This is a genomic window from Microbacterium sp. MYb54 (assembly GCF_002979515.1).
Taxonomy (GTDB): Bacteria; Actinomycetota; Actinomycetes; order Actinomycetales; family Microbacteriaceae; genus Microbacterium.
In genome coordinates, this window is sequence record NZ_PCPA01000002.1 from 1 (window position 1) to 20,308 (window position 20,308).

Genomic DNA, 20,308 nt, shown 5'->3' on the forward strand with positions numbered 1-20,308 from the left:
GGGTCGGGTTCGTGGGGGTCGAGTTCATGGTGTTCATCGGGGTACCGCGCTGCGCGGCGGCGAGCTCGTGGACGACCGATCTCGTCCCCTCGTACAGCCGCACGTAGCGGTCGAAGAGTGCGTCGTAGAACGGTCGCACCCCCTCGTCGGGGTGGATGCGCTCCGAGATGGGGTTCCAGTCGGTGATCGTTGGCACCTCGTCGGGGGCGGCGATCGCGGTCGCCGCAAGGAAGGCCGCGCCGTAGCTCGCGCCGATCGTGGTCGCCGGCACCTCCTGCACGAGGCCGGTGACGTCGGAGACGATCTGCAACCACAGCCGCCCCTGGGTTCCACCGCCGACCGCGACGATGCGGCTGATGTCGGCACCCGCTGCACGCATGGTCTCGACGTTGTGTCGCACGCCGAGCGCGGTCGCCTCGAGCGCCGCCCGGTAGAGGTCGCCGCGGGTGTGCTCGAGAGTGAGCCCTGCGATCACGCCGCGGGCGTCCGGGTCCTGGATCGGTGTGCGCTCGCCGGCGAAGTAGGGCAGGACGAGGAGGCCGTGGGCTCCGGCACCCGACGCCGCGGCATCGGCGAGCAGTTCGGGATAGTCGGCACCGGTGAGCCCCTTGAGCCACGCGGTCAGCGCACCGGAGGTCGAGAGGCCGCCCGCGAGGTTGCGGGTGCCCGCGAAGGCGCCGGCCGTGGTCCACATCGACGGCGTCCGCAGCGCCTCAGCGCCGTTCGTGAAGACCATGAACATCGTGGTCCCGTACATCAGCATCAGGTCGCCGACCTCGTGTGCGCCGACGCTGACGGCTTCGGTCCACGCGTCGATCGTGCCCGTGATCACGGGGGTACCGGCGGGGATGCCGGTGAGCGCCGACGCCTCGGTCGTGATCTCGCCGGCGACCTCGCCCGCCCATCGCAGTCGAGGTTGCTCGATCTCCCCGGCGTACCGCGCCCACCACGGGTCGTGCCAGTGCTCGCCCTCGATGTCGTAGAGCGGAGAGACCTGGCTGGCGGACTGGTGGTCGAGCACATACGCCCCGGTGAGCTTGCGCACGAGCCACGACGCCGGCATGTACAGCCGTCGCGCCCGCTCTCGCGCCCCGGGCTCCTCGTCGGCGATCCAGACGATCTTCGGCCCGCCGGCCTGCGAGGTCAGGGTCGATCCTCCGACGCGCGTGATCTCGTCGACACCGAGTTCGCGGGTGAGGCGCTCGATCTGCGCGGTCGAGCGGGTGTCGACGCCGTACAGGATCGCGGGGCGCACCGGTTCGTCGCGTTCGTCCGCGAGAAGGATGCAGGGCCCCATGCCGCTGACGCCGACGCCGACGATCTCGGCGTCGGGTACTCCGGCGAGCAGCTCGTGCACGATCGCCACGAACTCGTCCCACCAGATCGCGGCGTCCATCTCGACCCAGCCCGTGTGGGGACGATCGACGTCGTGCGCCCTGGTCGTCGATGCCAGGATGCCGCCGTCGGCATCGACCAGCACGCCCTTGCTGCTGGATGTGCCGATGTCCACCCCGAGGGTGCAGCGCATGGAGTCCTCCTCGTGCCGGGACGACGGAGTCCGCGGCCTGATCGACACTGTACGCGAAATCGATTTCACGGCGCAAGATGCGAGCCTTCCTGCACCACTTTCACCAGAGAGGATCTGCCCACGAAGCGCGCCCCGCCGGGCGAGCAGCACCGGAATACCGTGACATTCTGGGCACCCCGAATCAGACTGGAGGCATGCGCTTGGACGACCCGCAGGTATGGACGCTGATCGGTGTCTTCACGACCATGATGCTCGGCGGCATGACCCTCATGACGATGCAGTTCAGCCGAGTGATCCGCGCCGAGATCGGTGGCCTGCGGGGCGATCTGCACGGCGAGATCGGTGGCCTGCGCGGCGATCTGAGCGGGCGGCTGGAGAGTCTCGAGGGGCGACTCACCGGCCGGATCGATGCCCTCGAACACAAGGTCGACAGCCTCGACAAAGAGGTGGCGAATCTCGCGACGCGGTTCTGGCGCTCACAGTAACGCCGCCCGACGCCCGCGCCCGATACCCGCGCCCGATACCCTGCGCCCGAAGAGGCGCCTGGAACCGCCCGCCCGATCAGCCCGCCCGATCAGCCCGCCCGATCAGCCCCGCATCGCGCTCGCGGGCTGGACTTCGTTGCGCAGCACGACCGTGCGCGCCGGCTGCGTGTCGCCCTTGATCCGCTCGAGCAGCATCCGCGCCGCGGTCACACCCATGTGTCGCGCCGGCAGCCGCACGACGGTCACGGCGGTCGGCGAGAGCGTCGTGAACGGCAGCGAGCCGATCACGGCGACTCCGACATCCGGCGGGGTGAGGCCGTGCTCCGTCAGCACCTGGATGGCGCCGACCCCGATCAGGTTGTTGCCGGCCACCACGGCATCCGGCGGTTCGGCGAGCGCGAGCAGCTCTTCCATCGCGGCCCGCCCGCCGTCGACGCGGAATGTCGCGAAACGCTCGAGCCCGTCGAGTGCGAGGTCGGGGTGGGCCGCAGCGAGCGCGGAACGCCAGCCCGCTGCGCGTTCGGCGGCGGTGTCGATGTGCTCGGGGCCGCCGATGTAGGCGATGCGACGATGGCCGGCATCGAGCAGACTCCGCGTCGCCGAGGTGCCTGCCGCCCGGTTGGCCATCACGACGCCGTCGACGTCGTAGGTCGTGCTGCGGTCGACGGCCACGACAGGACGGCCGGTGGCGAGGAGGCCGTCGAGGTCGGAGTGCTCGTCGGCGGTCGCGATGATCACACCCGACATGTTCTCGGCGATCGCGATGCGGAGGTACGTCGCCTCCTTCTCCACCTGCGCATCGGAGTTGCAGAGCACGACGGAGTATCCGGCTTCGGAGGCGACGTCTTCGACCCCGCGCGCCATCTCGGTGAAGTACGGGTTCTCGATGTCGGGGATCACGAGGGCGATGACCTCGGAACTCTGTCGACGCAGCGAGCGCGCGGCGCGGTTCGGGGTGAAGTCCAGCGTCGCCGCGGCCGCCCGGACTGCCGCCACCTTCTCGTCCGACACGCTCGTGCCGTTGAAGACGCGCGAGACCGTCGCGGGCGAGACCCCCGCGAGCTCGGCGACATCGTAGATCGTTGCCATGCGCTCCCCACTCCCGCCGGCCCCTGCTCCCCGGCGACCACTGCTCCCCGACAACCGCGGCCGGGGTGGTGCAACAGTATCGCGCGGGGAGCGAAGATCCGGCCCTCGGTGAAATCGATGCCAGCCGCAGGACTGCGTCGAGGGAGCGCCCTCCGGCTGCTCCAGCGCCCCCGAGTACGCTGAGGGGATGCCAGAGTGGTCGCAGACGGTCCCCGCAACGGTGCGGCGCGAGCAGATCGTGTCGATCATCGAACGCCAGGGCTTCGCCCGTGTGCAGGAGTTGAGCCGCACGCTCAGCGTCTCCGAGGTGACTGTGCGCAGCGATCTCGACCTCCTCGCCGAGGAGAACGTGATCCAGCGGGTGCACGGTGGGGCGATCTCGGGCATCAAGTCCACCGCCCACTCCCCCGACTATGAGCGTGCGCTCACCCGCGCCGTGACCGAGAAGCGACGCATCGGGAATGCCGCGGCCGCGCTGGTCGAGAGCGAGATGGCGATCCTGCTCGACGCCGGGACGACGACTCTCGCGATCGCGCGCGCCCTGCGAGCCCGCGAAGACCTGCGTGGCGTCGTGGTGTTCACGAACTCCCTCACGATCGCGCTCGAACTCGGGGTCGCGGAGCCGCACCACATCACGGTCGTCGTCACCGGCGGCACCGTGAACTACAAGCAGCGCTCGCTCATCGACCCGATGGGCGACATGTTCATCGGCTCGGTGCACAGTGACATCTGCTTCATCGGCTGCAACGGGGTGTCGGAGCGCGGGTTCACGAACTCCAGCCTCCCCGAGGTGACCATGAAACGGCGCTACCTCGACTCGGCGGCACGGGCCATCGTGGTCGCCGACAGCTCGAAGATCGGCAAGAGTCAGGTGATCCAGGTGGCTCCGCTCGCACGCGTCGACATGCTGATCACCGGCATCGAAGCGCCCCCGGCCGAGCTGGAGGCACTTCGAGAGGCCGGGCTGACGATCGAGCTCGCCTGACCTACGAGGCGTGACCGGCGGGGCGTGACCTGCGGGGCGTGACCTACGGCACCTGACCTACGAGGCCGGAACCTCAGGCGCGACCCGACGACCCGAACTCGCGCATGCGCTGCGTGACCATCGCACGGAAGCCGCCCATCGCGGGGCGCAGCTGCTCGCTGGGCTCGACCACCGCGGGGTTGTCTTGCAGGAACGTGCGCAACGCGGCGCTCCAGGCGAGGTGCGAGTCGGTCCCCTGATTGATCTTGCGAATGCCGGCGGCGATGCCCTCCGACTTCTGTGCGGGCGAGATCCCGTACGAGGGACGCACGTCCCCGCCGTGCGCGTTGATCGCCGCGACCGCCTCGGCCGGCACCGATGAGGAGCCGTGCAGCACGAGGAAAGTGTCCGGCAGCCGCCCCTTGATCTCGGAGATGAGACCGAGCCGCAATCGCTGCCCGCCGGCAGCATCTGTGAACTTCACCGAGCCGTGGCTCGTGCCCACCGCCACCGCGAGCGCATCCACTCCGGTCTGCTCCACGAACTCGACGGCCTGATCGGGGTCGGCGAACACGATCTCCTCGAGCACCCCGGCGATCCCGGCCTCCGCCCCGCCGATGGTGCCGAGCTCGCCCTCGACGCTCACCCCTGTCGGCGCGGCGGCCTCGACGACCCGACGTGTGAGAGCCACGTTGTCGGCGAAGGATGCCGGCTCATCCGTACCGCTCGCCCTGCTCGCGTCGATCATCACGCTGGTGAAGCCGTGCTCGATCGCCCGCACGCAGTCGTCATAGGTGCGCCCGTGATCCAGATGCAGCACAGCGGGGACGCCCTCGTACTCGGCGACCAGGCCGCGCAGACGGTGCCACCAGCGCGATTCGTCGTCGTAGGCCGACATCCCGGCTATCGCCTGCACGATCACGGGCGAACGCTCCGCCTCGGCGGCATCGAGCACGGCGATCGCCTGGTCGATGCTCGACACGTTGAAGGCGCCGACGGCGTAGCCACCCTCTTCGGCGGCGGCGAGCGCAGTGCGCAGCGTCTGCAGTGTCATCCCCGATCCTCAGAGCGACTCGGTGATGCCGAGGGTGTCGTAGTCGAGCACGATCGGCGTGTCGGTGAGCGCGCCGGCATAAGCCTGCACCTTGGCCGCGGATTCCACCGCCACACTCGTCTTGAACGCGTCGCGCAGGTTGGGTCCGACCGTGAGCAGGCCATGGTTCGCCCACACGACCGCGTTGAGGTCTCCCATCGCATCGCACATGTGCTCGCCGAACTCGGTGTTGTTGCTGAGCTCGAACGGCATGATCGGCACGTCGCCCTTGGTGTAGATCACCATGTTCACCAGCGTCCCCAGGATCGGGGAGCCCACCACACCCCAGACGTTCGAGAACACCGGCTCGGAGTGCACGATCGCGTTCACGTCGGGACGACGCCGGTACACGGCCATGTGCACGGTGACCTCGCTCGACGGCCCGAGACGTCCGTCGATCACCTCACTGTCGCCGTTGACGAGCACGATGTCGTCGGCACTCATCTTGTCGTACTCGAGGTCGGTGGGCGTGATGAGGAAGCGGTCCTCGACGCCGGGAACGCGGATGCTGATGTTGCCCTGCGTGTTGAAGTTGAGCCCGTACTGCATCGAGCGCAGGCAGTAGTCGAGGATCTCCTCGCGCGCGGCATCGATGTCGAAGTCGAGCTGGAGCGTCGTCTCGGTCATTTCGTTTTCTCCTTCTGATGTGGCTGGTTCTGGGGCGACGGGTTCTGATGTGGCCGGTTCTGGTTCTGGGTCAGGTGCGGGTCAGGTGTGGGTCAGGTGCGGGTCAGGTGCGGGGCAGGGTCAGGTGTGGGGCGATGCCGCGCGTCACGTCGTAGAGCGACACGTAGGCCGCGCGCTGGGCGGCGTACCATTCGGCCGACGACGCACCGGGATCGGCCGCGGCCGCGGGGTCGGGAGTGACGAGGAGATCCCGGGCATCGCCGCCGAGACCGCGGAGCGCGAGCATCGCCGCCCCGCGTGCGGAAGCATCACGCGCGACAGGCGTCATCCGCACTCCGGCGGCCGCCGCACGGGCGGCGAGCGCCGCGGAGTTCTCAGCCCCTGCCCCGGTGACCTGGAGGTCGTCGACGCGCACCCCATGGGCTTCCAGTGCCGCGATGATCTTGTGGAACTCGAACCCCGCAGCCTCGACCACGGCTCGCGCCAGCTCCGGCGCGGTGGTGTCGAGCGTGAGGCCGTGGATCGTGCCGCGCGCGGACGAGTCGTTGTCGAGGGTGCCGGAACCGGCGAGGTACGGCAGCACGATGAGGGCGGGCGGATCTTCGGCGAGCGTGCCGAACACGTCGCCGACGTCGCGGCCGAGGAGAGCGGCCAGCCATTCGAGCGCCCATCCGCCGGCGGCGGTCCCTGCGAGCGTGATCCACGTCTCGTCGTCGAGTCGGTAGCTGGCGAGACCGGTCGCTTCGAGTCCACGCGGGCGTTCGCGCGTGGCGACCGTGAGGCAGTCGCTCGAGCCGAGTGCGATCACGGAGCGCACCCCCGATTCGCCGCCGGCGCCGAGGAAGGCGGCAGCCTGGTCGTGTGTCCCGGCGATCAGGGGCGTTCCGGGCGCGAGGCCGAGCACGGCCGCCGCATGTTCGTGGATGCCGCCGATCACCGAACCGGACGCCACCGGGACCGGAAGCCTCTCGATACTCAGCCAGGGCGCGGAGGTGGCCGCCGCTTCGAGGATCTCTTCGCTCCACACGCCGCGATCGACGTCGAGGATGCCCGTGCGCGCGGCCTGACTGAGGTCGATCGCCGCGACGCCGCTCCACCGTTCGACGACCAGGTCTCCGATGCAGCGGTAGCCCACGGCGGCTGCCCAGGCCTCATCGCCGGCCATGATCTTGAACACCGAGAACATCCCGTGCAACGGCTGCCCGGTGATCGCTGTGAAGCGGCCGTCTCCGAGTCGCGCGCCCAGTACGGAGGCGTGTTCGATGCCCCGCGTGTCCATGCTCACCGCCACCGGGGCGAGCGGAGCCCCGGACTCGTCGACGGGCACGACGGCCTCGCCGAGCACGCTGAAGCCGATCGCCTGCACCGCGTCGCCGAGCCGCGCGGCCTCGATGGCGGCTGCGTGCACCACGCTCTCGGCGGCGGCGATGATCTCCTCGGCGTCGAGTTCGGCGCGGCCGCGTCCGTCGCGCCGCAGAGCGAGGGGTGCCGACGCACCGCCGAGCATCCGTCCGTCCGCGGCGAAGGCGACCGCCCGCACGCCGCTGGTCCCGAGGTCCAGGCCGATGACGCTCATTTGATCGCCCCCGACAGGCCGTTCACCAGGTACTTCTGGATGAAGATGAACAGCAGCACGACCGGGATGGAGATCAGCACCAGGATCGCGAACAGCGCACCCGGCTGCGACAGGTACATCCCGCGATAGGCGAGAGGGACGAGCGTGAGCGGCTTGAGTGCGTTGTCGCCGAGCGTGACGAGCGGCAGCAGGAAGTCGTTCCAGCTCATCATCGTCTGCCACACCGCGACGACGGCGAGAGCGGGCTTTCCCAAAGGCAGGTAGATGCGCCAGAAGATCTGCCAGCTGTTCGCCCCGTCCAGACGCGCCGCCTCATAGGTCTCCAGCGGAATCGCCAGGTACGAGGTGCGGATGATGATGACCGCGAACGGCAGCCCGAGGGCGCTGTACACGAGCACGAGCCCGAGGAGGTTGTTGTACAGCTGCATCGACTGCAGGATGCGGAACGTCGCGACCACGATGCTCGACATCGGCAGGATCAGCGCGAGGATCAGCACCCCGAAGATCAGGGCCTTGAGCGGCACGCGCAGTCGGGCGAGGGCGAAGGCGGTCATCGATCCGAGCAGACAGACCAGCAGCACCGACGGCACCGTGATGAGGAGGCTGTTGAGCAGATGCAGCAGGATCGGGTTCTGGTCCCAGATCGCGAGGTAGTTCTTGACGCTGAACTCCGCAGGGAACAGCCCGAAGAACTGCGTGCTGGGGTTGTTCGGCGGCATCATCGAGAGCCCGACGACCATGATGATCGGCACGAGCCAGAGCACGGCGAGCGGCACGAGCACGAAGTGCAGCCAGCCGACGCGACGACCCGGAGCGCCATGGCGATGGCGGCCGGATGTGTCCTTCGGGACGATCAGGGTACGGGTCTCGCTCGTCGCGGTCATTTCTCGTCTCCTGTGATGAATCCGGCGCCGAACACCCGCACCATCGAGAGCGAGCTCACGACGGCCACCACGAGCAGGACGACGCTGATGGCCGAGGCGTACCCGACGTTCTGCAGTTGGAACGCCTCCAGGAACGCGAACGTCGGGAGCATCTCCGACGCATGGTTGGGTCCACCCTGGGTGAGCACGTAGACGAGCTCGAAGGTCTTGAGCGAGCCGATGATCCCGAGGAGCACGAGCGACAGGGTCGTCGTCTTCAGCAGCGGGAAGGTGATCCGCACCATGGTCTGGAAGCCGCTGGCACCGTCGATGCGCGCCGCCTCGACGAGGCTGGGGTCGATCAGCTGGAGCCCTGCGAGGTAGAAGAGCATCGAGAACCCGGTCCACATCCAGACGTTCACGAAGATCACCGCGAAGATCGCCGTCTGCGGATCGGCCAGATAGTTGCCGCCGAGGAAGCTGAGCCCCGTGGCCTTGCCGATGGCGGTGAGCACTCCGTTGAACGGGTCGAGGATCCGCTGCCAGACGATCCCGACCACGACCGGGGAGAGGATCGCGGGGATGAAGAAGATCGCCCGGTAGATCGTGCTGCCGCGCAGCCCCTGGTTCAGGGCGACGGCGAGGAGGAAGCCGATCACACCCTGCGGGACGATCGTCAGCACGATCCAGAAGGCCGAGTTGCGCAGGGTGATGAGGAACGTCGGGTCCTGGAACAGCTCCAGATAGTTGCCGACCCCGACCGCCGTGCCGACGTTGACGCCATCCCAGTCGAGCGTGCTCGCCTGCACGTTGTAGACGATCGGGTAGACGACGAACACGGCGAAGAGGATGAGGGTCGGCGCCAGGAATGCCAGGCCGACCAGCCGCTCTCTCGTCAGGATCTTCATGCGCGCTCCTCTCGGGGGCAGGGTCCGGGGAAGAGGTCCCGGACCCTGCACGAATTCCGTAGCTACAGAGTGTCCTGGACAGCCTGTACGGATTCCGCTGCTTCCTGCGGAGTGGCATCACCGGTCGCGATGGCGGCGAGCGCATCGGCCACGGCCTGGTCGAGCTTGGGCGACTCGAAGTAGCGCGAGTACTTCACCTGCGGGAGCCACTCGTCCACGAACAGGTTCCAGATCTGTTCCTGCTTCTCGCTCGTGAACTTCTCCGGAGCGAGGCCGGTGACGGCGGGCACGTCGTTCATCGTGTTGACCAGCTTCTGCGCGGCGGAGCCGGCGATGAAGTCGGTGAGCACCTTGCAGGCGAGATCGGGGTTGGCCGTGTTCTTCGAGATACCGAGGGCCACGTCGATGCCGCCGACGAACTGCGACTCCGCAGCTCCTCCGGGAATGGTCGGGAACAGGAACGGCTCGTAGCCGGACATGCCCTCCGAGAGCGGCGGGATGTCGGACTTGGTCGGGTCGGACTGCTGGATCCACCAGGCGCCGAGCGGGATCATGGCGGCGTTGCCCGCCTCGAACTGGTTCACCGCCGAAGGGTAGGCGTCGAGGCCGATCGCACCGTCCTGGGCGATGCCGTCGGAGAACAGCTTGCTCCAGTAGTCGAAGGCCTTCACGATCGCCGGGTCCGTCCACTGCACGGTGCCGGCTTCGGCCTCGTAGACGGTCCCGGGCGAGACGTTGTTGGCGATCTGCAGGAACACGACGTTGCGCAGCCAGGAGTCCTTGGCCGGCAGCAGGAACGGGGCGGCATCTCCTCCGCTGAGGTCTTTCGTGCTCTGCACGAGCTCGTCCCAGGTCTTCGGCACGCTCAGGCCCGCGTCATCGAAGATCTCGGAGTTGGCCCAGAGGTTGACGGTCTGGGTGAGGATCGGGAGCGAGTAGAAGTTGTCGTCGCCCTCGGGGTTGCCCATCCGCGCCTGCTCGATGCCGATCGGATAGAACTTGCTCTGCCAGTCGTCACCCCAGGTCTCGGCGGCGCAATCCTGCAGCGGCATCAGGTTCTCGCGGTACTGCTGCGTGAGCGCTCCGGGCTGCAGGCCGAGCACGTCGGGCATCGTGTTCGAGCTGGCGCGGCTCTGCAGGTCGACGAGGTACTCCGGGTAGTTGAAGATCGTCGCATCGATCTTCGATCCCTCGTTCTCGGCCTGGAAGGCGTCGATCATCTGACGGGTCGTCTGCTCGATCGGGCTCCACGAGCGGAACGTGATGGTGTCGCTGGAGGCGTTCCCCGACGCGTCCGGCGCTGCGCCCCCGGCGCAGGCGGTGACTCCGAGTGCGGTGATGACCGTGGCCACTCCCGCCAGGCTCCTCTTGAGCTTCATCTGCAATCCCCTTACTTCGCTGTAAAAGTCCTCGGCAAGATGCCGGATGCGCTCAGTTTAGGTTTATTTGCGTATTAGCCACCAGGAATACAGGGAACCTCGGGGAAAGTCTTTCCTTTTTTGTGTTTTCACATATCTTGGTCGTCGAAAACGAAAGCGATGGTGCGCGTGGAGGCCGCAACGACGCGGACTGCGGGTTTCCCTTCCGCAACACCCCGCACAGACGACGGATGCCGCGACCCCCTCGGGCCGCGGCATCCGTCGTGCTGCTGAGGTTCTTCAGCTCAGCCAGGCCGGTGCGCGTCCTCGCAGGAACGCCCCGTCGAGGGAGAACCGTCCCGCACCCGTGAGCGCGAGGGCGAGGGCTGCCGCACCGAGGACGGCGACGAACTCGTAGCCGCCCTCACCCACCCAGAGACCGGCGGGAAGGTGCACGGCGATGAGCGCGACGATCATGTCGATCGCGAGCAGGATGCCGACCGGACGCGTGAAGAGGCCGAGCATCAGCAGGATGCCGCCGATGAGTTCGATGAAGGCGACCACGGGGCCGGCGATCTCCGGGAGCGGCACCCCCATGCCCGCGAAACTGCCGATCGTACCGGGGAGCGTGAACTCGAAGATCTTCTGCGCACCGTGTGCGGCGAAGATCGCACCGACGACCACGCGCAGGACCAGGAGTCCCAGCGAGGGTGCGGCGGAAGGGGCTTTGGTGTTCGTCATGAGGAGTTCTTCCTTCGTGGCAGGACACCCGCGCGCCAGGCGCGGAGCAGGGTCGTTCCCTGCTCCCACGCTAGAAAGACGACATTTCCATCTCCTGTGACCGTGTCACCGGTGACGTGTCACCGGTGCGCGGCCACCACCTCGGCGACCGCGGTGCGCTCGGCGGCGCTCGGCTCGGCGATCGCCATGCGGCAGTGCGTGTCGACCACGTCGAGCACGCGATACGCCTCCTTCATGCGCCCCATGTCACCGCCGATGAGCGCGACCACATCATCGACCGCGGCCTGCGCGGCGACGATGGCTGCGGGGTCTCCCGACCGCCCGGCGTCGGCCAGAGCGCGGAACGGCTTCGGCGTGACGGACGACACCCCGGAGACGACCCCCTGCGCTCCCACCTCGACGGCGGCGATCAGGTCGCGGTCGGCGCCGGTGTAGAGGTCGAAGTCGGCGGGCACGACGGCACGGTAGGCGGCGATGTCGTCGAGCGAGAGCTCGCTGATCTTCGCACCCACGACGTTGGGCAGCTCAGCGAGCCGCACGAGGAGCTCCGGCGACACCGCATTGCCGCTGCGAGCCGGGTAGATGTAGACGTAGAGCCGCCCGTCGCCGACCGCGTCCGACACCGCGCGGTAGTACTCGAAGATCGAGTCGTCCGTGGCACGCAGGTAGTACGGCGTCAGCGCTGCGAACTCCACGGCGCCCAGCTCGCGGGCGATGCGGGTCAGCCGCACGGCCTCGAAGGTGCTCGGGCGCCCGACGTGCACGACCACGCGCATGCGGTGCTGCAGCTCGGCCAGCGCCGCTTCGACGATGGCCGCGAACTCGTCGGCGTCGACCGCGGGGAACTCCCCCGTGGTGCCGAGCACGAACGCCCCCTCGTTGCCCGAGTCGGCGACGAATCGGAAGATCGCACGCGAACCCTCGATGTCGAGGGCGCCGTCGCGGTGGAACGCGGTGGGCACGGCGGTCAGGATGTCGTAGCGGGTCACTTCTCGGTCTCCTCGGAGTTCTTGCGGGGCTTACGGGCACGACGCCGCGGGGCGTCGACGTTGCGGACGGTGGAGGTGAGCAGATCCGGCTGGGCGGCGAGTTCGTCGTGCGCCTTCTCGATCTGCTGGATGCTGTCGTCGTGCAGGATCGAGTCCTCGAGCGAGGCGCGCTCCGCACGCGGCTTGCGGGCGGCGCGGATCGCCGGCATCACGATCGAGAAGACGGCGAGTGCGAGCAGCACGAGCGCGATGGGGCTGACGACCTCGAAGAACGGACGCGTGGGCAGGATCGCCAGCGTGCGGGCGAGGTTCTCCTCGGCGAGCGGACCGAGCAGCAGTCCGAGCACCACTGGGCCCGCCGGCACCTGCATGCGCTTGAGCAGCACACCCACGACACCGAACACGAGCATCGTCACGACCGTCGAGAGGCTGTTCGAAGTGGCATACGTGCCGATGATGCAGAAGATCAGGATGCCGCTCCACAGGTACGGCTGCGGCACGTCGAGCAGCTTCACCATGCCCTTCATGCGCACGAGACTCAGACCGAGGGACAGGATCGTCGCGATCAGCATGATGCCCACGATCGAGACGACCAGGTCGGGGCGGTTGGTGAACAGCGTCGGACCGGGGGTGATGCCCCAGATGATCATCGAGCCGATCATCACGGCCATGACCGAGTCGCCGGGGATGCCGAGGGCCATCGTCGTGGTGAGCGATCCACCGAGGGTGGCGCTGGAGGCGGTGTCGGAGGCGGCGACACCCTCGATCGACCCCTTGCCGAACATCTCGGGGTGCTTCGACGCCTTGCGCGCCCGCTCCCATCCGATGAGTCCGGCGATGTCGCCACCGGCCGCGGGGATGAGCCCGACGCCGAGTCCGACGGCGCCGCCGACCGCGGTCGCACGCCCGCTCTGCTTCAGCTCGGCACGGTTCGGCCACCAGCGTCCGAGGCTCGAGATCGGACGCACGGCCGACTTCCGGTACGTCAGCAGCTGATCGAACAGCTCGGCGATGCCGAAGAGTCCGATGATCACGGCGATGAAGTTCACGCCCTCGACGAGTTCGAGCACCCCGAAGGTGAAGCGCTGATCGGCGGTGGCCGCGTACGTGCCGACGCTGCCGAGCATGAGGCCGAAGAGCCCGGCGAGGATGCCCTTGAGCATCGACTTCGAAGAGATGCCGATCATGATCGCGATACCGAAGACCACCAGGGCGAACAGCTCGGGTGACTTGAAGTAGTCGCGGGCGAAGCTGGCTATCGGCACGGCGGCGACTGCGAACAGCACGAGCGAGGCCAGGATGCCGACCGCCGAGACGATCGCGGAGATGGTGAGTGCGAGTCCTGCCCTGCCCTGTTTGGCCATCGGATACCCGTCGAGGGTGGTCGCGATCGACGCGGGGGTCCCCGGGGTGTTGATGAGGATGGACGGCACCCGGTCGCCGAAGTTCGCCGCGACGTAGATCGTCAGCAGCACGGCGAGGCCCTGCACGGGCTCGAGGGTCATCGTGAAGCCGGCGGCGAGCGCGACGGCCATGGTCGCGGTGATGCCGGGGAAGGCTCCGACCATGAAGCCGAGCACGAGGCCGACGAGCATGTAGAGCAGGATCGAGATGTCGAGGAGCGAGTTCAGCCCCTCCATGAGCGCGTTCACAGGGGGATCCTCAGGAGCATCCCGAACACGACGTAGACGAACGCCGTGACGGAGGCGGAGTAGATGATGAGGCTCAGCCAGCGGCGGTGGCCGTAGAGGAGCATGAGGGCGGCCATCAGCAGTGCGGCGGCGATCGGGAAGACCTCGATGCGGTAGCCGAAGAGGATGACGGAGCCCAGCGACCACAGCGCGATGAAGGCGCCGGTGATCGCGAGCGTGGCGATGACGCGGAAGTAGCCGCCGGACTGGATGCGCTCGAGGTCTTCGCGGGTGGGAGCAGGACGGGTGATCGCGACGGCGAGCAGCGCGATGGCGATGACGACCCCGGTGACCCCGATGACGAGGGGCCAGAAGCGGGCGTCGATCTGCCCGGGGGCGGCCTCTCGGCGCAGCGGGATCTGCGTGGAGAGGAAGAGGTAGCCGGCGGTGAACGCCAGGGCGACGACCGCGAAGACGATCTCGAGCGGGCGCGATGCGGGCGCGCCCTGGTACTCGCCGGCAGGATCGTCGTGGCCCGCCGGTTCCGCAGCGGTGTCGGGGGTGGACATCATGCTCCTTCTTTCATCGAAGGGGAACGGCTGCGGGGCCGGTCTGCACCGGCCCCGCAGTGTTCTCAACCCAGGAGATCCTTGAACAGGTCGAACTGCTCGTCGACGAACGTGGTCCACTCGGCGGAGTCGCGGTAGACGACCAGGTTCCCGGCATCGGCCTGGAACTTCTGGTAGCTGTCGGAGTCGACGGCCTTCTTGACCGCGGCCTCGAGGGTCGACTTCACGTCGTCGGGCAGACCCTTGGGCGCGTAGATCCCGCCCCAGCCTCCGAAGATCACGTCTTCGCCGATGGCCTCTTCGACCGTCTCGACGTCTTCCGCGTCGGGGTGGCGCACGTCGTTCATGACGGCGAGGATGCGCACGGCCTCGCCCTGCGCCAGCGCCTCGCCGAGACCGGAGACGGCCGCGACGGTCTCACCGGATGCCGCTGCCGCGACCGCTGTCGCGCCGCCGTCGTAGGGCACCGGGGTGAAGTCGGCATCGGTCGCATCGCCGAGTCCGATGGTCGCCGCTTCCCAGATGGAGCCGGCGCCGGAGTTGGCGACCGTGACGGCACCCGACTTCGCCTGTGCCACGAGGTCTTCCAGAGTCTCGATACCGCTGTTCGCGCCGACCGTGACCACGCCGGGGGCCAGCATGATCTGGCCGAGCAGGTCGAAGTCGTCCGGAAGCACGTTCGCACTCTGCGTGGTGTTCAGCATCGCGATCTCGACGGGCGCGAATCCGATGACGTAGCCGTCGGGGTCCTGCGCACCCACGTACTCCATGGCGAGTGCTCCTGCAGCGCCCGGCATGTTCTCCGGGATCACGCTGATGCCGAGGATCTTCTCGAGCTCCGTGGCGAGCGCGCGCGACGAGAGGTCGGATCCTCCGCCGGGGTTGGCCTGGATGATGAGTCGGATGTCGTTCTCGGGGAACGCCGATCCGGCTTCCTCGCCCTCTTCGACCTTGGTGCAGGCCGAGACGATGAGAGCGGTGGCTGCGAGGGCGGCGATCGCGGCAGCCGCCCGGGTGATGCGCTTGCGGGGCATCTTTGCTCCTCTACGTGGGTCGACCTTGTTGTCGACTCCCCGACCGTACCAGTGTTGACTGTTAACAGTCAACACTACGCATGCCAGTATCACCCTTCTACCGGATGCTCCTGCTCAGGCGCGGGCGGCGATCTCGCTCAGCATGCGCTCGCGGGCGCCGTCCAGGTGCTCCGTCAGCACCTTGGCCGCCTGCGTCGGCGTGCCGCTGCGCATCACGTCCATGAGCTTGACGTGGTCGCCGGACGACTCGTGCAGGTCTTCGTCGTGGTTGATCGTGACCTCGAGCAGTGCAGTGAACGTCGGGAGGTACTGGTTCCACGCACCCTCCAGACGCGGATGGTCGGCGAGCGCGTAGATCTGCGAGTGGAACTCGAGGTCGGCCGCCACGAAGGCCGCGTGGTCGCCGGCATCCGCCGCCTCGCCCATGCGTCCGACGGCTGCCGCCATCGCGGTCCAGCGCGCCTCGTCGTCGACCCGCATCGCACGCGAGAGAGCGAGCTGTTCCAGGGCCCCGCGCAGGCTGTAGAGCTGATCGACGTCGTCGCGTGTGAGGCCGACGATGTAGACCCCACGGGGGCGCTGCACCTCGACGAGCTTCTCGAAGCTCAGCTGCGTCAGGGCGTCACGCACCGGCCCTCGGCTGACCGAGAACTCCTCGGCGAGCGCCTCTTCGGTGATGCGCGCGCCGGGGGCGAGCTCGCCGCGCACGATGCGGTGCCGCAGCACCTGCGCCACCTGCGCGCCGAGAGACTCTCCACGCTTCACGGACTGCGTCATGGCGACCTCCTGTTAACTGTTGACAGGATACACACCACGGCAGGTGCAGGACTTAGGCGCTCCCCCGCGGGTCCCAGAGCACGACCTCGGTCGAACGGCGCAGGCGGCGGCCGGTCGGCATCGGCACGACACCCGCCGAACCGGCTGCGAACACGCGCACGCCGGGGCGACTCTCACGCTCGGTGCGCAGGGCGCTCTCGAGCACGACGATACGGCCTCGCAGCATCCGGTTGTCGTCTTCGAGATCGAGCAGACGCGCGATAGCGGGAAGACTCACGCCTTCGGAGGAGAGCTGGGCGACCTCGCGCAGCTGCTCGATGTTGCGGGGGGAGTAACGGCGGGAACCGCCCGAGGTTCGGCCGGGAATCACGAGACCGATGCGGTCATACTGCCGCAGCGTCTGCGGGTGGAGGCCGGAGAGCTCGGCCGCTGCCGCGATCGCGAACACCGGGGTGTCAGCGTTCATCATGAACGCCTCCGCCCCGGTGCCCGCTTCGACGGCTGGTCATCGCCGTGCCTTCGCCATCAGCTCGGCCCGCGGGTTCTCCGTCGGCTCGAGCTCCTGGAACTTCTCCAGTGCCGCGCGTGCCGCCTCGTCGAGGTGCGTGGGCACCGCGACCTGGAGCTCGGCGAGCAGATCGCCTGTCCCCTTCGAGCTCACGACCCCTCTTCCCTTGACACGCAGCACGCGCCCGGAGGGAGTGCCGGGTGCGACGCGGAGCTTGACCACGTCGCCACCGAGAGTCGGGACCTCGATCGTCGCGCCGAGCGTCGCCTCGGTGAACGTCACCGGGACGACGACGCGCAGGTTGAGGCCGTCACGAGTGAACACCGGATGCGGACGCACGGCGATCTGCACCACGATGTCTCCGCTCTCCCCGCCATCAGGCGAGGGCCGGCCGCGGCCGCGCAGACGGATCTTCTGCCCGTCAGCGACACCGGCGGGGATCTTCACCTTGAACGGCTTGCCGTCTTCGCCCTGCAGAGAGATGGTCTCGCCCTGCACGGCCGTCGTGAAGTCGATCGTGGTGCGCGCCGTGACGTCCGATCCGCGCTGCGGGCCACCGAAGCCGCGATAGCCGCCGCTCGTCTGCCCGAAGCGACCGTTGCCGAAGCTCGCGCCCTGCCCCTGGTTGAACATCGCGAAGATGTCCTCGAAGTCCGCGGCCTGCCCTCGGCCCTGCTGGCCGTAGCGGCTGAACACGTCTTCGAAGCCACCGGCACCCTGACCACTCGCCGTGAAGCGAGCGCCCGACCCCATCGCGCGGATCTCGTCGTACTCCTTGCGCTGCTCGGCGTCGGAGAGCACCGAGTAAGCCTCGCTGATCTCCTTGAACTTCGCCTCGGCCTTGGCATCACCCTGATTGGAGTCGGGGTGATACTTGCGCGCGAGCTTGCGATACGTCTTCTTCAGATCCGCATCGCCGACGTCTTTGGAGACCCCGAGGGTCTTGTAGAAGTCCTTATCGAACCAATCCTGGCTGGCCATCGATCACCTACCCTTCTGGGACAGCGACGACGACCTTCGCGGGACGCAGCTCGACATCACCGAGGCGGTAACCCACCTCGACGACCTCGAGGATCGTGGTCTTCTCGGCGCCGGGGGCCGGCTGCTGGAAGATGGCCTCGTGGCGCTGCGGGTCGAAGTCTTCGCCCTTCTCGCCGTACGCGACCACTCCGAGACGCTCCACAGCGACCCGCACCTTGTCGGCGATCACGGCGAAGGGCGTGCCCTCCACGAGATCGCCATGCTGAGCAGCGCGGTCGAGGTCGTCGAGCACCGGGATGAGGCCCTTGGCGGCCTCGCCCCTCGCCCGCTCGATCTCGACCTGGCGCTGCTCTTCGGTGCGGCGTCGGTAGTTGGCATATTCGGCCTGGAGGCGCTTGAGGTCGTTCAGCAGCGTGGACTCGAGGTCGGCGAGCACGGCGTCTTCGGCCGCGGCCTCACCGGTCTGCGTCGCTCCGAGGATGTCGTCGACCGTGAGGTCGTCGTCCGAACCCTCGGATGCTGCAGCCTCAGTGGAATCCGGGTTACCGAAATCCGGCTGGGGGCCGGACGCGTTCGCGTCCGACCCCTCTTCCGGAACTCCGGCGTTGTCGTCGAAGTTCTTGTCCGTCATGATTACTTCTTCTCGTCCTCGTCGTCGATGACCTCGGCGTCGATGACGTCTTCCTCAGAGGAGGGAGCGTCACCGGCCGGGGCCTCGCCGTCAGCCGGAGCGCCGGACGCGGCATCTGCCTGCGAGGAGGCGTAGATGGCCTCGCCGAGCTTCGACTGCGACTGGTTGAGCTTGTCGAACGCGGTCTTCACGGCCTCGTCGTCTTCGCCGGCCAGAGCCGTCTTGAGCGCGTCGACGTCGGCCTTGACCTCGGTCTTCACGTCTTCAGGCAGCTTGTCGTCGTTCTCGGAGATCAGCTTGTCGATCGAGTACGCGAGCGTCTCGGCCTGGTTGCGGACCTCGGCGGCCTCACGACGCGCCTTGTCCTCAGCCGCGTGCTCCTCGGCCTCGCGCACCATGCGCTCGATGTCTTCCTTCGACAGCGAAGAGCCGCCGGAGATGACGATCGACTTCTCGGTGCCGGTGCCCTTGTCCTTGGCGGACACGTGCACGATGCCGTTGGCGTCGATGTCGAAGGTGACCTCGATCTGCGGGATGCCACGGGGAGCCGGAGCGATACCCGTCAGCTCGAACGTGCCGAGCGGCTTGTTGTCGCGCGTGAAGTCACGCTCGCCCTGGAAGACCTGGATCGCGACGGACGGCTGGTTGTCGTCTGCCGTGGTGAAGGTCTCGCTGCGCTTGGTCGGGATGGCCGTGTTGCGCTCGATGAGCTTGGTCATCATGCCGCCCTTGGTCTCGATACCGAGGCTCAGGGGGGTGACGTCGATGAGCAGAACGTCCTTGCGCTCGCCCTTGAGGACGCCGGCCTGGAGGGCGGCACCGACGGCGACGACCTCATCCGGGTTGACGCCCTTGTTCGCTTCCTTGCCGGTCTCGCGCTTGACGAGCTCGGCGACGGCGGGCATACGCGTCGATCCACCGACGAGCACGATGTGGTCGATCTCGGACACCTTGATGCCGGCTTCGCGGATGACATCCTCGAAGGGCTTCTTGGTGCGGTCGAGGAGGTCCTTCGTGAGGTCCTCGAACTTCGCGCGGGTGATCGTCTCGGAAAGCGACACCGGGCCGGACTCCGTCAGCGACAGGTACGGCAGGTTGATGCTGGTCGAGGTGGAGCTGGAGAGCTCCTTCTTCGCCTGCTCGGCAGCTTCCTTGAGACGCTGCAGGGCGATCTTGTCACCCGAGACGTCGACGCCCGTGGTCTCCTTGAACTGCTTGATCAGGTAGTCGACGAGGCGCTGGTCCCAGTCGTCGCCACCGAGGCGGTTGTCACCGGCGGTCGAGCGCACCTGGATGGTCGAGAAGTCGTCGTCCTTGCCCACTTCGAGCAGGGAGACGTCGAACGTTCCGCCACCGAGGTCGAAGACGAGGATGAGCTCGTCTTCCTTGCCGCGGTCGAGACCGTAGGCGAGGGCCGCAGCGGTCGGCTCGTTGATGATGCGCAGGACGTTGAGGCCCGCGATCTCACCGGCCTCCTTGGTGGCCTGACGCTCGGCGTCGTTGAAGTACGCGGGGACGGTGATGACCGCGTCGGTCACCGTGTCGCCCAGGTACGCCTCGGCGTCGCGCTTGAGCTTCATGAGGATGCGCGCGGAGATCTCCTGCGGCGTCCACTTCTTGCCGTCGACGTCGAAGCTCCAGTCGGTGCCCATGTGGCGCTTGACGGATGCGATCGTCCGGTCGACGTTGGTGACGGCCTGGCGCTTCGCGGTCTCACCGACGAGCACCTCCCCGTCTTTGGTGAAGGCCACGACCGAGGGGGTCGTGCGGAAGCCCTCGGCGTTGGCGATGACCTTGGGCTCGCCGCCTTCGAGGACGCTGACGACGGAGTTGGTGGTTCCGAGGTCGATACCGACAGCACGTGCCATGTGTTCTCTCCTTTGTTGGAAGTTCGTTTGGTTCGGAAATCTGCGGCGATCAGGGAAACCTGAGTCGCGATGACTCAAGTGTAACCGG

20 protein-coding genes are annotated in these 20,308 nt (G+C 67.8%); 2 read left to right on the plus strand and 18 right to left on the minus strand.

What is annotated here, in order from left to right:
• A partial coding sequence (locus tag CQ040_RS02825; RefSeq protein WP_105712411.1) for an FGGY-family carbohydrate kinase occupies positions 1–1,528 on the minus strand: 1,528 nt, incomplete at its 3' end.
• Positions 1,529–1,722: 194 nt separating this feature from the next.
• Here CQ040_RS02825 and CQ040_RS02830 point away from each other — a divergent pair.
• Complete coding sequence (locus tag CQ040_RS02830) at positions 1,723–2,013, plus strand: hypothetical protein (protein ID WP_105525933.1); 291 nt, start codon at positions 1,723–1,725, stop codon at positions 2,011–2,013.
• 102 nt (positions 2,014–2,115) lie between these two features.
• Here the strand turns inward: CQ040_RS02830 and CQ040_RS02835 are convergent, their stop codons facing one another.
• Complete coding sequence (locus tag CQ040_RS02835) at positions 2,116–3,102, minus strand: LacI family DNA-binding transcriptional regulator (RefSeq protein ID WP_105712410.1); 987 nt, start codon at positions 3,100–3,102, stop codon at positions 2,116–2,118.
• 187 nt (positions 3,103–3,289) lie between these two features.
• On the opposite strand from CQ040_RS02835, the gene CQ040_RS02840 reads away from it, so the two are divergent.
• On the plus strand, positions 3,290–4,087 hold the full coding sequence (locus tag CQ040_RS02840) for a DeoR/GlpR family DNA-binding transcription regulator (RefSeq protein WP_105525934.1): 798 nt from the start codon (positions 3,290–3,292) through the stop codon (positions 4,085–4,087).
• A gap of 73 nt (positions 4,088–4,160) precedes the next feature.
• On the opposite strand, the gene CQ040_RS02845 is transcribed toward CQ040_RS02840, so the two are convergent.
• From CQ040_RS02845 to dnaK, 16 genes are all read right to left on the minus strand, one after another.
• A complete protein-coding gene (locus CQ040_RS02845) occupies positions 4,161–5,120 on the minus strand; it encodes a ketose-bisphosphate aldolase (RefSeq protein ID WP_105525935.1) in 960 nt (319 codons plus the stop codon).
• Between the two features lie 9 nt (positions 5,121–5,129).
• Positions 5,130–5,786, minus strand: a complete 657-nt coding sequence (locus CQ040_RS02850) for a class II aldolase/adducin family protein (protein ID WP_105525936.1) — start codon at positions 5,784–5,786, stop codon at positions 5,130–5,132.
• A 103-nt stretch (positions 5,787–5,889) separates the two neighbouring features.
• On the minus strand, positions 5,890–7,362 hold the full coding sequence (locus CQ040_RS02855; protein WP_105525937.1) for an L-fuculokinase: 1,473 nt from the start codon (positions 7,360–7,362) through the stop codon (positions 5,890–5,892).
• Positions 7,359–8,246, minus strand: coding sequence for a carbohydrate ABC transporter permease (locus tag CQ040_RS02860; RefSeq protein WP_105525938.1), 888 nt, complete (start codon positions 8,244–8,246; stop codon positions 7,359–7,361). Before CQ040_RS02860 ends, CQ040_RS02855 begins: the two co-directional genes overlap by 4 nt.
• Complete coding sequence (locus CQ040_RS02865; protein ID WP_105525939.1) at positions 8,243–9,133, minus strand: carbohydrate ABC transporter permease; 891 nt, start codon at positions 9,131–9,133, stop codon at positions 8,243–8,245. The genes CQ040_RS02860 and CQ040_RS02865 overlap by 4 nt, the downstream gene beginning before the upstream one ends.
• Positions 9,134–9,195: 62 nt before the next feature.
• Positions 9,196–10,512, minus strand: a complete 1,317-nt coding sequence (locus CQ040_RS02870; protein ID WP_105525940.1) for an ABC transporter substrate-binding protein — start codon at positions 10,510–10,512, stop codon at positions 9,196–9,198.
• Positions 10,513–10,791: 279 nt separating this feature from the next.
• Positions 10,792–11,232 (minus strand): DoxX family protein, encoded by a 441-nt coding sequence (locus CQ040_RS02875; protein WP_105525941.1) that lies wholly within the window; start codon positions 11,230–11,232, stop codon positions 10,792–10,794.
• A 119-nt stretch (positions 11,233–11,351) separates the two neighbouring features.
• The gene (locus CQ040_RS02880; protein ID WP_105525942.1) at positions 11,352–12,221 is read right to left on the minus strand and encodes a dihydrodipicolinate synthase family protein; all 870 of its coding nucleotides are present in this window, start codon (positions 12,219–12,221) and stop codon (positions 11,352–11,354) included.
• Entirely contained in the window at positions 12,218–13,873 is a 1,656-nt protein-coding gene (locus tag CQ040_RS02885) for a tripartite tricarboxylate transporter permease (RefSeq protein ID WP_105525943.1), read from the minus strand. The genes CQ040_RS02880 and CQ040_RS02885 overlap by 4 nt, the downstream gene beginning before the upstream one ends.
• Positions 13,870–14,424, minus strand: a complete 555-nt coding sequence (locus CQ040_RS02890) for a tripartite tricarboxylate transporter TctB family protein (RefSeq protein WP_105525944.1) — start codon at positions 14,422–14,424, stop codon at positions 13,870–13,872. Before CQ040_RS02890 ends, CQ040_RS02885 begins: the two co-directional genes overlap by 4 nt.
• Before the next feature lie 62 nt (positions 14,425–14,486).
• Entirely contained in the window at positions 14,487–15,455 is a 969-nt protein-coding gene (locus CQ040_RS02895; protein WP_105525945.1) for a tripartite tricarboxylate transporter substrate binding protein, read from the minus strand.
• A 114-nt stretch (positions 15,456–15,569) separates the two neighbouring features.
• On the minus strand, positions 15,570–16,232 hold the full coding sequence (locus tag CQ040_RS02900) for a GntR family transcriptional regulator (protein WP_105525946.1): 663 nt from the start codon (positions 16,230–16,232) through the stop codon (positions 15,570–15,572).
• A gap of 52 nt (positions 16,233–16,284) precedes the next feature.
• Entirely contained in the window at positions 16,285–16,698 is a 414-nt protein-coding gene (locus CQ040_RS02905) for a heat shock protein transcriptional repressor HspR (RefSeq protein ID WP_181156837.1), read from the minus strand.
• Between the two features lie 39 nt (positions 16,699–16,737).
• Positions 16,738–17,721, minus strand: a complete 984-nt coding sequence (locus CQ040_RS02910; RefSeq protein WP_105525948.1) for a DnaJ C-terminal domain-containing protein — start codon at positions 17,719–17,721, stop codon at positions 16,738–16,740.
• A gap of 7 nt (positions 17,722–17,728) precedes the next feature.
• A complete protein-coding gene (locus CQ040_RS02915; RefSeq protein ID WP_105525949.1) occupies positions 17,729–18,352 on the minus strand; it encodes a nucleotide exchange factor GrpE in 624 nt (207 codons plus the stop codon).
• A 2-nt stretch (positions 18,353–18,354) separates the two neighbouring features.
• A complete protein-coding gene (dnaK, locus tag CQ040_RS02920) occupies positions 18,355–20,220 on the minus strand; it encodes a molecular chaperone DnaK (protein ID WP_105525950.1) in 1,866 nt (621 codons plus the stop codon).
• Positions 20,221–20,308 lie beyond the last annotated feature (88 nt).